Annotated in this window: 9 protein-coding genes; 5 read left to right on the forward strand and 4 right to left on the reverse strand. The window is 62.9% G+C overall.

All coding sequences use genetic code 11. The features are described 5' to 3' along the window. Positions 1 to 65 precede the first annotated feature (65 nt). The 3 genes from AC0L2A_RS04520 to AC0L2A_RS04530 all read left to right on the forward strand — a co-directional run bounded on the left by AC0L2A_RS04520 (position 66) and on the right by AC0L2A_RS04530 (position 3,576). Positions 66 to 737, forward strand: a complete 672-nt coding sequence (locus AC0L2A_RS04520) for a hypothetical protein (protein WP_473607737.1) — start codon at positions 66 to 68, stop codon at positions 735 to 737. A gap of 134 nt (positions 738 to 871) precedes the next feature. Further along, positions 872 to 1,432, forward strand: coding sequence for an RNA polymerase sigma factor (locus tag AC0L2A_RS04525; protein ID WP_128246520.1), 561 nt, complete (start codon positions 872 to 874; stop codon positions 1,430 to 1,432). A 2-nt stretch (positions 1,433 to 1,434) separates the two neighbouring features. Next, positions 1,435 to 3,576 carry a vWA domain-containing protein gene (locus AC0L2A_RS04530; protein ID WP_473607738.1) on the forward strand — a complete coding sequence of 714 codons (2,142 nt, stop codon included), beginning with the start codon at positions 1,435 to 1,437 and terminating at the stop codon, positions 3,574 to 3,576. A gap of 108 nt (positions 3,577 to 3,684) precedes the next feature. Here the strand turns inward: AC0L2A_RS04530 and bmt are convergent, their stop codons facing one another. Next, complete coding sequence (gene bmt / locus AC0L2A_RS04535) at positions 3,685 to 4,701, reverse strand: betaine--homocysteine S-methyltransferase (RefSeq protein ID WP_091599807.1); 1,017 nt, start codon at positions 4,699 to 4,701, stop codon at positions 3,685 to 3,687. Positions 4,702 to 4,789: 88 nt separating this feature from the next. Further along, positions 4,790 to 5,632, reverse strand: coding sequence for a helix-turn-helix domain-containing protein (locus tag AC0L2A_RS04540; protein ID WP_027154489.1), 843 nt, complete (start codon positions 5,630 to 5,632; stop codon positions 4,790 to 4,792). Between the two features lie 228 nt (positions 5,633 to 5,860). Here AC0L2A_RS04540 and AC0L2A_RS04545 point away from each other — a divergent pair, with 228 nt between their 5' ends. Then, positions 5,861 to 6,865 (forward strand): fatty acid desaturase, encoded by a 1,005-nt coding sequence (locus AC0L2A_RS04545; RefSeq protein WP_473607740.1) that lies wholly within the window; start codon positions 5,861 to 5,863, stop codon positions 6,863 to 6,865. Between the two features lie 85 nt (positions 6,866 to 6,950). Beyond that, positions 6,951 to 7,751 carry a phosphate/phosphite/phosphonate ABC transporter substrate-binding protein gene (locus AC0L2A_RS04550; RefSeq protein WP_128167258.1) on the forward strand — a complete coding sequence of 267 codons (801 nt, stop codon included), beginning with the start codon at positions 6,951 to 6,953 and terminating at the stop codon, positions 7,749 to 7,751. Positions 7,752 to 7,755: 4 nt separating this feature from the next. Here the strand turns inward: AC0L2A_RS04550 and AC0L2A_RS04555 are convergent, their stop codons facing one another. Beyond that, positions 7,756 to 9,123 (reverse strand): M24 family metallopeptidase, encoded by a 1,368-nt coding sequence (locus AC0L2A_RS04555; RefSeq protein WP_473607741.1) that lies wholly within the window; start codon positions 9,121 to 9,123, stop codon positions 7,756 to 7,758. A 70-nt stretch (positions 9,124 to 9,193) separates the two neighbouring features. Continuing rightward, entirely contained in the window at positions 9,194 to 11,776 is a 2,583-nt protein-coding gene (locus tag AC0L2A_RS04560; protein ID WP_473607743.1) for a GcvT family protein, read from the reverse strand. Between the last annotated feature and the right edge of the window lie 146 nt (positions 11,777 to 11,922).

Raw genomic sequence — 11,922 nt, forward strand, 5'->3', positions numbered from 1 at the left:
CACAAGGAAGTCTGGCGGAGCGCCTTCTCCGAGCCGGACAGGAAGGGATGATCCTTGAGCGCAGCATGGTCGAAGATATAGCGGCGGCGCTTTCCGCCCACGGCCTCATCCTGCGCGGCGGCTTCAATTTTGCAGGCAGTGAGGAAACACCCTCCGGTCTCTCCGGCGCTGCCGCCAGATCCGTCCTGCTGGTGGGGCAGGCGGGCGCCGCGCCGTGGCCGCATTTTCTGCGCTGGCGGGAAGGCCAATCGCAAACTGTTGCCGATCCGCTCGATGCATGGTCGCGCGAAGTGATCGGCGCAGTGGCGAAGACATTCGGCGCGCGCGCCGTTTCGCCGTCCGACAGACCGTATCTGCCGTTCCAGCAATGGGCGATGCAGGCGGAGGGTCTGAAACCGTCGCCGCTCGGCATCCTCATGCATCCGCAATACGGGCTCTGGCACGCCTATCGCGGCGCGCTGCTGTTCGAGGACGAGATTGCGTTTGGGGAAACTCGCGAAGTGGTTCACCTTTGCGATGCATGTGTCGACAAACCGTGCCTGAAATCGTGTCCGGTCGACGCTTATTCTGCGGATGGTTTCGCGCATGGAACATGTCTGGCGCATGTGCGTGGGCACAACGGCGCGGCTTGCCGAACCGGCGGTTGTCTCGACCGCAACGCCTGTCCCTACGGCGCGGCCTATCGCTATCCGCCACAGGTTCAAGCCTTCCACATGGTCGCGTTCGCGGGCCTGTAGCGTCGCCGAATGCCGCACGAAACTTGAACACCGCATTGCGACCCCGATAGCCCGGTGGTCATCTGACCGCCCTGCAAAAAAATCCTTCCATCATCCCAAGGAATCGCCATTAGCCTTCGTCCAACAGGCAAATGATGGCGATGATGCTGGATGAAAGCGAAGCCTCCGACGCCGAGCTGATCGGTCGTGCGAAGGGCGGTGACAGGGGGGCTTTCGGCAAATTGCTCGAAAGGCATTATGATTTCGTCTATCGCGCCGCCTATCGCTGGTGCGGGAAAAAGGCCGATGCCGAGGATATCGCCCAGGAAGTCTGCGTCCGGCTCGGCCGGGCGATCCGCGACTATCATGGCAGCGGCGCCTTCACCACCTGGCTCTATACCATGACGCTGAATGCAGCACGCGACATGATGCGCAAGACCGTCCGCGAGGCGATCAAGACCGAAGCCTACGGGGCTTACGAGCTGATCTCGGGAGAGGCCCCGGCCGAGCCCGAAGATCCAGCCGAGGCGCTTTGGGCGGCGGTGCGGATGCTGCCGGACAAGCAGCGCGACGCGGTGCTGCTCGTCTATGGCGAAGGGCTGAGCCACGCACTCGCTTCCGAGGCGATGGGCATCTCGGAGACGACGGTTTCCTGGCACATCCATGAAGCGAAGAAACGGTTGAAGGCGCTCATGCTTTCAGCCGGGGAAGTGTGATCATGGTCGACGACAACCAACTCAACAGGCTGCGCGACATCGCAGCACCGGCACCCGGCAACGACGCGAAGGCGCGTGCCTTAGGGGCGGCCATGCGTGCCTACGACGTGGGCGAAAAAACTTCACCTGCCGCCCAAGGATCGGCGAAAGGGCTTCGTCTCACAGAGCGAGCACAAAAGCTCTGGAGCGAAATCATGCAAAAGAAACTCTTCGCCACCCCGGCCATTGCCGGGCTCGTCGCCCTGCCGATCGCCGGATACGCCACGATCTATATGCTGCAGGAGCAGCCGTTCTATTCCGGTGGGGACGAGAAGATCACCGAAACGCTGGCCGATAAACCAGCGGCTAAAGCGCCGGCAACGGTAAGGCCGCTCACCGTAGCCGAGGCCGACAAGCGGAAGAAAGCCGATGCCGACGCCGAAAACCGCGTCGTAGCCGAGGCGCTTGTCGCGCCGGCATCGCCGCCGAAGCCACAATCGGCTGCCGGCCTGGCGCAGCAGGACGCTCTGGCCCGCAATGCGGCGCCCGAGCCGGCACCTGCGCCGAAAGGTGAGTTCGCAAGGGATGGTGGAGCTGCGCCGTCTGGCAGAGTGATGATGTCTATATCTCCTCCGGAAGCCGACGGAGCCACGCGGGCTGGCCGCATGCCAGGCGCCGAATCCAAGCTGATGGTACAGCCGCAGGCCATGCCGGCCGACCAGATGCTGCCGGAGCAAAACCGCGACCGCGTCGGGGATTTCAAGAGCAATCCGGTACGTGCCGCGCTCGAAGACCGGGTCTCGACCTTCTCGATCGATGTCGACACGGCCTCCTATTCCTTCGTGCGGCGCTCGCTCAGGGAAGGTGCTTTGCCGCAGGCCGACACGGTCCGCGTCGAGGAGATGATCAACTACTTCCCCTATGACTGGAAAGGTCCGGACGTTGCCTCGACGCCGTTCAACTCGACCGTCAGCGTCATGCCGACGCCGTGGAACGAGCACACCAGGCTGATGCATGTCGCCATCAAGGGTTTCGACGCCAAGCCGGCCGAGCAGCCCAAGGCCAACCTGGTCTTCCTGATCGACGTGTCGGGCTCGATGAACGAGCAGGACAAGCTGCCGCTCCTGCAGTCGGCCTTCCGGCTTCTGGTCAACAAATTGAAGCCCGACGACACGGTTTCGATCGTCACCTATGCGGGCAATGCCGGCACTGTACTGGAGCCGACGAAGGTTTCGGAGAAGGACAAGATCCTCGATGCCATCGACACGTTGGCGCCCGGCGGCAGCACGGCCGGCGAGGCAGGTATCAAGGAAGCTTATCGGCTGGCGCAGAAATCCTTCGTCAACGACGGCATCAATCGCGTGATGCTGGCGACGGACGGCGACTTCAATGTCGGCCAGACCGACGACGACGATCTGAAGCGGTTGATCGAAAAGGAGCGCAAGACCGGGGTGTTCCTGTCGGTGTTCGGTTTCGGCCGCGGCAACCTGAACGATCAGATGATGCAGGCCATCGCCCAGAACGGCAACGGCACCGCCGCCTATATCGACACTTTGGCCGAGGCGGAGAAGGTGCTGGTCGAGGATGCGTCCTCGACATTGTTCACCATCGCCAAGGACGTGAAGATCCAGGTCGAGTTCAACCCGCAAAAAGTCTCGGAATACCGGCTGATCGGCTACGAGACCCGCGCCTTGAACCGCGAGGATTTCAACAACGACCGCGTCGATGCCGGCGAGATCGGCTCTGGCCATTCGGTCACTGCGATCTACGAGATCACGCCGAATGGCAGCGGCGGCCAGAAGATCGATCCGCTGCGCTACGGCCAGGCTGCGGTGAACAATGGCGGCGTCGCCAATGCCGACGAATATGCCTTCGTCAAGATCCGCTACAAGTTGCCGAACGGGGATGCCTCGAAGCTGATCACCACGCCGGTGACATCGGCCAACGAAGTTGCTGATTTCGACCAGGCCAGCATCGACCAGCGCTTCTCCGTTGCCGTCGCAGCTTTTGGCCAGAAGCTCCGCGACGAGGATGCGACCGCGAAGTTCGGCTACGACAAGATCATGGAGATTGCCACTGCCGCCCGGGGAGCCGACCCGTTCGGCTACCGGTCCGAGTTTCTCTCGCTGGTGCGCCTCGCCTCGGCACTCGGCGGTAACCGGTAATGGTGATGACGGCCGGTTTTCCTCAGATGGGATCGTTCTGATACGGAAAACCGCCGATGGGCGGTGAGGCAGGCCGGCAGGGAAACCTTGCCGGCCTTTTCAATTGCGTCAGGCGCGGCTGCGCCGGCGCTCGCGGCGGGCTTCGCTGCTCTCGACGGTGTTGACCGTCGCCTGCTTGTTGCGCATCGGGCCGATGCGCTCGACGATTTTTTCGACGGTCGGGCGATCCGACCTTGTGTGGGCATCGAGCGCCTTGCGCATGGCGGCGAGGTGGGCGAACGAGGTGCCGCAGCAACCGCCGACGATCTTTGCGCCGGCATCGACGGCGAGCCTGACATAGTCGGCCATCAATTCGGGCGTGCCGGAATAGTGGATTTCGGCGCCGCGAAATTCCGGAATGCCGCAATTGCCCTTGACGATCACCGTCGCCTCCGGCTTCGCCTCGGTCATGTCGAGCAGTGAGGCGAGGATGTCGGAGGCGCCGACGCCGCAATTGGCGCCGACACCGAGCGGCGCCTGCGACAAGCCATCGGCGACGCCGTGGATGTCCTTCGGCAACAGCCCCATCATGGTGCGGCCGGCGGTGTCGAAGGAACCGGTGTAGGTATAGGGCAGGCCGACGCGGATTGCGGCTTCGGCTGCGGCGCGGATTTCGTCCGGCGCCGACATGGTCTCGATCCAGGCGACTTCGGCGCCGCCGGCCTTCAGGCCCTCGATCTGTTCGGCAAAGGCCTCGACCGCCTCCTCATAGGTCATGGCGCCGAGCGGCACCAGCAACTCGCCGGTCGGGCCTACCGAGCCGGCGACGATGACCTTGCGGCCGGCCTTATCGGCGACGGCGCGGGCGATCTCGGCGGCGCGCTTGTTCAGCGCGTAAACCCGGTCCTGCGCATGGTGCAGCTTCAGCCGGTGGCGGGTGCCGCCGAAGGAATTGGTCAGGATGATGTCGGCGCCGGCCTCGACGAAGTTCTGGTGCAGACTGGTGATGGTGTCCGGCGCCGTTTCGTTCAGCAACTCTGGAGCCTCGCCGGCCTCGAGCCCCATGGCGAACAGATTGGTGCCGGTGGCGCCATCGGCGAGCAGGACGCCCTTTTCGGCAAGCAAAGCGTCGATTGGATTGGTCATTGGAAATCACGCCTTCCGGATTGTTTGTCGAGATAAGGATATAAAGAAATCTTTATATGACGTCAATGTCGGTGCAGGAAGCAAGCCGTCAAAATCGCATTTCCGCCAGCCTTTGGGTGAAGCTGGCGGCTTCGTGCGCATTGATGTCGGCGGCGCGGATCAGATTGTCGAAATGGCTGGTCAGCTTGCGGACCGGCTGGGTCGCGTTCAGCACCAGATACATGTCGCCGACATAGATGGCGGCGCGATAAGGCCCGAAGATGGTGTAGGGGATCGAATAGCGCATCCGCCCGTCATAGAGAAACAGGCGGAAGGTGGGATAAAGGTCGTCGAGCAGCGTCGCCATGTGAAGAAGCTGCTGGTGGCGGGCGGCCTCAGGGAAACGGTCCCAGACGCCCAGGCCGCGCGCAAAGATCTCCAGCGTGTGGCGCGGCATGCAGACTTCCATGTCGGTTTCCGGCCGCCGGTTGTAGTCGATGCGGTACTGCGTCTCGCCGGCCTGGGCCTCACGGCTCTTGTTGGCGATACCGGCCTCGTAATCGACGAGCGCTTCGGTGCGCAGAAGATCGGGAATGCCAGCCGGCACGTAACGGATTTTCGTGCCCGCGGCCTCGGCATGCCATCTGGCCAGCAGCGTGCGGTCGAAGCCGTCAGGCGCTTCCTCGATCTCCAGGCTCTCGCGGATTTCACCGGTGAGGCCTTCGTCCTGGCTGAGGCCGAGCAGCCAGTCGAGCGACACTTTGAATTCGGCGGCGATGTTGAGCAGCGTTTCGGCGCGGGGCAGGCGTGTCGAGGCACCGGATAGCAGCTGCGAAAGCGCCGAGCGGTCGATGCCCACCGCAGTCGCGAAGGCGGACTGGTTCAGATCCGATCGTGTCAGGAGCATTTTCAGGCGCTCCCGAAAGACCGTCGACAGGTCGCGTTTGTCCATATCGTCATTCCGGCCATTGGGAGAAAAAAAATTCGCCGAACCCGCCAACGTAGCACTTTGGGCGTAAATGAATCCTCAAGTCCGTTTACAATAGATAACACATGCGGCTGAAAATGCGCAATCGCAACATTTTGTGCGCTTTGTCGCGTTGCAGCATCACGAGGCTCCTGACACAATGCTGTCAGGAATCAAAACGGTTCCGGCGACTGGAAGGGCAGTGGTCGATCCATGACAAGCAACAGACGACGCAATGCACCGGCCATCGAATGGCCGACCGTCTTCCTCGCGTTTTTCTGCTACGGCACCTGGCTCGCAGCCGGCCTGTTCCTGTGGCCGTCCTATCCGCTGCTGGCGCTCGTCGTTCTGGCCCTGATGGCGGCGCTGCAATCCTCGCTGGCGCACGAAGTCCTGCACGGCCATCCAACCCGCAATACGCAGCTCAACGAAGCTTTCGTCTTCCTGCCGATTGGTCTTGTCTGGCCGTTCCGGCGGTTCAAGACCATTCATCTGCGCCATCATGCCGACGAACGGCTGACCGATCCGCTTGACGATCCTGAAAGCTACTACAAGGCGCTGTGGCACCATGACGAATTGCCGCCGGCGATGAAGTTCCTGCTGAAGATCAACAACACCATGATCGGCCGGCTCATTCTCGGCCCGTGGCTGTCGTGCACCGGCTTCTTCATCGACGATGCCAGGCAGATGCTTGCCGGCGACAAGGTGATCCGCAAGGCATGGCTGCTGCACGCCATCGGCCTCGCCGTGGTGCTGCCGGTCGTGCAGTTCGGCTTCGGCATCCCGCTATGGCTCTACATCCTGGTGCCGGTGTGGCTGGGCCAGTCGCTGATCTCGATCCGCACCTTCGCCGAGCATCAGTGGTCGGAGCATCCGGAAGGCCGTACGGTGATCGTCGAACGTTCGCCGCTGTCGTTCCTGTTCCTCAACAACAATCTGCATTTCGTTCATCACAAGAGCCCGACGGTGGCCTGGTACCGGCTGCCGAAGCTGTTTCGCGAGCGCCGTGACGAGTGGCTGCGGATGAACAATGGCTATGCCTATCCGAACTATTTCGCGCTGCTCAAGGCATATGCCTTCAAGGCCAAGGAGCCGATCGTCCACCCGGTGCTGCGGCGCACGCCGGAACCGGGCCGGGCGTTCAAGCCGCGCGTCAGGGCGCGCAGCCTCAATGGGCTTGGCAGTGCGCCGGTACCGGCCGAGCCGCCGAAAGAATGAATTTTTGGGTATTGCCGGCAGCGATGCCCAGGTGCGCGTCAATGGCCTCGTCAATTTTTCTCAGCGTAACGATCAAAGTCCCGGCATGAGCGATTTCGTTGCCGGCTTGCCGATGTACGACTGGTCTGAAATGCGGAGCGAGGTCGACGCCCAATGGGCGCGGCTGCGTGATGCCTTCCGGCAAAAAGGCATCGACGCGCCGCAGACCATCGCTCGCGTCAATGCCGATCTGCGGCCTGTGGAAGGCGGCATCCGCGACGCCGCCGGAAAGGTCATGGCGCCCGATCCGGCGACGCTGCCGCCGGACGAGTTGGATTTTTTCGGCCTCTGGCTGCATCCGGCGCTGCTGTTCGCACAGACCTGCTGGGGTCCGATGGAACTCGGGCTGGCGACGCATGTTCAACTGGTCGGCCAGCCGCGTTACGACGCGTTCGAGGGCGGGCAGGGTGAACTCTATTCGAGTGCGCTGGTGATGCGTGCAGGTGAAGCGCCAACGGTTGGCTCACCGTCCGACGGCAGCCCGCTCATCCCGCTCGATGTCCTGCGTGGCAAGCATTTTACCTTCAACAGCCTCGATTCCATGTCGGGCATTATCGCGCCGGCGCGTGACCTGGAGGCGCTGGGCGAAAGCTTGGACATTTTCTCCGAGCGCAGCGAAAGCGGTGGCCACCGCGCCTCGATCGTCGCCATTGCCGAGGGCAAGGCCGATGTCGCGGCCATCGACTGCCAGAGCTGGGCCAATGCGCGGCGCTTCGAGCCGGCAGCGGAAGCGGTCACAGTCGTCGGCTGGACAACGCGGCGCAAGGGCCTGCCGTTCATCACTGCCAGAACGACACCGGAAAAGATCGTGGAGGCGCTGCGCGAGGTGGTCGCGGCGACCGCATAAAAAATCAGTCGCCGAGCAGCCGCTCGTCGAGCGGATAGGTCGAAAGCTGCTCGTTGCCGGTTTCGGTGATCAGGATCTGCTCTTCGATCTTGACGCCCTCGCGTCCGCCAAGCCGGCCGATATAGCTCTCGACGCAAAGCACCATGCCCGACACAAGCACGCCGTCGGGCGTGTCTTCGGTCCAGTCGATGGCATGCGGCAGCGTCGGGTATTCGTCTGCCAGGCCGACGCCGTGATAGAGCACGCCGTAACGCGCCGGGAAACAATCTGCGGGCGGCACCGCCGAGCGTTCGACAAGATCGCGGAACGATGTGCCCGGCTGCATCAGGCCGATGTTGTGGGCGATCTGATCGGCGGCGATGCGAAACAGCTCGCGTTGCTCGTTGGATGGCTCGGTGTCGCCGCAGAGCCAGGTGCGCGACAGGTCGGCGCAGAAACCGTAAGGGCCGATCAAGTCGGTATCGAAAGCGACGAGATCGCCGGCTGCGATCGTTCGCGACGAGCATTCCTGGAACCAGGGATTGGTGCGCGGGCCGGACGTCAACAGCCGGGTTTCGACCCATTCGCCGCCACGCGCGATGTTGCCGCGGTGGAGTTCGGCCCACAGTTCGTTTTCGGAAATTCCTGGCCTCAATGCTGCTTCCATCTCACCCACCGCCGCCTCGCAGGCGACGATCGACCGGCGCATGGCCAGGATTTCGTCGGGCGATTTGATCAGGCGTGCATTTTCCATCAGCGCTTCGCCATTGCCGATCGAGATGCCGAGGCGGGCGAGCGCTTCGACGCCCTCGGGATTGATGTGATCGACGGCGATGCGGCCGATACCGCCGCCATGCTGCTTGACCAGATCGGCGATCCCGGCGGCCCAGCGGCGGACTTTTTGCTCGGTGAGTTCGCCGCTGTAGAGATACATCCACGACACTGCCGGCCGAACCTCGTCGACGACGCCGGAGTGGTCGGAAAGGTGCTCGCAGGAAAAATAGTCGAACAGCACCACCGGACCTTCGGTGGCAACGAAACAATGTCTTGTCGGATTGTGTGCGACCCAGAGCTGCATGTTGGTCGAGTCGGTCGCATAGCGGATGTTGATCGGATCGTAGAGCAAGGCTCCCGCATAGCCGCGGCGCTTCAGCTCGGCGCGGATGCGATCGAGCCGGTATTGGCGCATGGCGGGCAGGTCGGGAGCAGCAATGCCGGCGGCGTGCCACTCGGCTTCCGCCAGTGCGCCGTAGCCAAGCACATGCTGGTTGAGTTCAGCGGCCTTCTGCCGCGACTTCAGGCGCAACGCATCGATTGAGCCTGCTTCGTCTGGCTCGAACGGCGCGATCCTGCGATGACGACCGAACCGTCGCTCGACGCCCGGATCGCTCATTTTCCTATCCTCCCGATATCAATCGGCCGCGCGGGTCAGGCCCGAGGGCGGGCCTTTGGGTCCAATGCTTTCAGGCCCGCATCTTTTCGCCGCTCGGGTCGAAAGGCGGCTCGACATTGATGCGGGCTGGTCGTCGGCTTCCGAGGATCTCGATCTCGAACAGTCCGGCGCTCTCGTCCGCGGCCAAGGCCGCCGGCACATAGCCTTGCGCCATCGATTTCTTGATATAATGGGCATAGCCGCCGGAGGTCACCCAGCCGACCACGCGCCAGTCGCCGTCGACGATGCCGCGCACGGCCGAAGCGCCTTCCGCGGCGCTCGAGCCGCGCACTTCCTTGCCGTCCGTGTCGAAACGCGGCGCGCCATAGCCGTGCGGCTTCTCCACTGTGCCGTAGTCCTTGCCGACCTTGGCCCAGATTGGTTCGTCGCCCATGACGTCGGCGTCCGCGGCATCGACGATGAAGGAGACACGGCGCAGTTTTGGCCCTTCTGCCTGCTCCCCGGCTGCCGCGCCGCGTCCGATGAAGTCGTTCTTCTCCAGCTTGACGAAGCGGTCCATCGCCCCCTCGAACGGCCCGTAGATCGGGCGCAGTTCGCGGAACCAGGTCGGAAAATTCTTTTCCAGGCGCATCGAGAGCAGGGCGCGCATGCCGAAATCGACCAGGCCAAACTCTTCGCCGGCATCCTTGATCGCCTTGTAGACGAGACGCTGGTAGGCCGGCGCCATCCAGATCTCGTAGCCGAGGTCACCGGTATAGGTGATGCGATTGACCATGCAGGGCGCGCCGCCGACCGCCATCTCGCGGAAGTCCATGAAGCGGAAGGCCTTGGTCGAGATGTCGGCGTCAACCAGTTTCTGCAGCAGGTCGCGTGATTTCGGCCCGGCGATCGACAAGCCGACCAGCGTCTGGTCAAAGCGGTGAATGCGGACCTGTGACGCCCCTGGACCATCCTTCGGCAGGTGCTTCTCGAACCAGCGCATGTGATACTTCTGCGCCGCCGACGAACTCCAGATCATGAAGCGCTCTTCGCCCGCCTTGGCGATGGTGAAATCGCCGATCAGCCTGCCGAACTCGTTCAGCATCGGGGTCAGCACAATGCGGCCGGTCTTCGGCATGCGGTTGGTCATCAGCCGGTTGAGGAAATCTTCCGATCCCGGCCCGGAGACTTCGTATTTGGCGAAGTTGGCGATCTCGGTGACGCCGACCTTCTCGCGGGTGGCGCGCACTTCCTCGCCGATCGGCCCGAAATCGTTGGAGCGGTGGAAGGAAACGATGTCCTTCGGCTCGGTGCCTTTCGGGGCAAACCAGAGCGGGGTTTCGAGGCCCCAGCTGTCGCCCATGACGGCGTTGTTGGCCAGCATCGTGTCGTAAAGCGGGGTGGTCTGGGCCGGGCGTGCCGCCGGCAGTTCCTCGTTGGGAAAGCGGATGGAAAAACGGCGCGAATAGTTTTCGCGGACCTTGGCATTGGTGTAGCGCAGCGTCGCCCATTCGCCGAAGCGCGCGACGTCCATGCCCCAGACGTCGAAGCCGGGATCGCCATGGACCATCCAGTTCGACAATGCCAGCCCGACGCCGCCGCCCTGCGAGAAACCGGCCATGACGGCGCAGGCGCACCAGAAATTGGTCAGGCCCTGCACCGGGCCGACGAGCGGATTGCCGTCGAGCGCGAAGGTGAAGGGACCGTTGATGATCTGCTTTATGCCGGCCTTCTCGATGCCGGGAAAATGCTTGAAGCCGATTTCCAGCGACGGCGCGATGCGGTCGATGTCGGGCTGCAGCAATTCATGGCCGAAATCCCACGGCGTGTTGACCGGAGACCATGGCTTGCAGGCTTTTTCATAGGTGCCGAGCAGGATGCCGTTGCGTTCCTGGCGGGTGTAGATCTCGCCCTTGAAGTCCATAACGCCGATCATCTCGCGGCCGGTCGACTTGTTGAATTCCTCGACCTCCGGCATCGGCTCGGTCAACAGGTACATATGCTCCATGGCCAGCAGCGGCAGCTCGACGCCGACCATGCGGCCGATCTCGCGCGCCCACAGGCCGCCGCAGTTGACGACATGCTCGGCCTTGACCGTGCCTTGCTCGGTAACGACGTTCCAGGTGCCGTCGACCTCCTGCGTCAGCTCGACGACGCGGTTGCGCAGCACGATTTCGGCGCCGAGCTTCCTGGCCGCCTTGGCGTAGGCGTGGGTGGTGCCGGAAGGATCGAGATGGCCTTCGACCGGATCCCACATGGCGCCGACGAAATTGGTCTCGTCCATCAGCGGGAACATCGCCTTGGCCTCTGACGGCGTGATCAGCTCGGTGTCCATGCCGAGATAGCGGCCTTTGGCGTGAGCAAGGCGCAGGAAGTCCATGCGCTCCGGCGTGTCGGCCATCATCACGCCGCCGGTCAGGTGCAGCGAGCAGGACTGGCCGGAAAGCTCTTCGATCTCCCTGTAAAGCTGCACAGTATAGGCCTGCAGCTTGGCGACATTGGGATCGCCATTGAGCGTATGGAAGCCGCCCGCCGCATGCCAGGACGAACCGGAGGTGAGCTCCGAACGCTCGATCAGCATGATGTCGGTCCAGCCGGCCTTGGCCAGATGGTAAAGCACCGAGCAGCCGACGACACCGCCACCGATGACAACCGCTTTTGTATGAGATTTCATGAAGATAGTTCCGTTTTTGAAGAGATTGAATCGGGTGAGCGGGGCGTGAAAACAAAATGGAGAAGCGCTCCGGCTGGAATAATCTCACGCCCTTCCTCTACCCCGTCGATCGGGGGAGAGGTGTCGAGCGAAGCTCGACGGAGTGG

This window comes from Mesorhizobium sp. WSM4844, assembly GCF_055811775.1.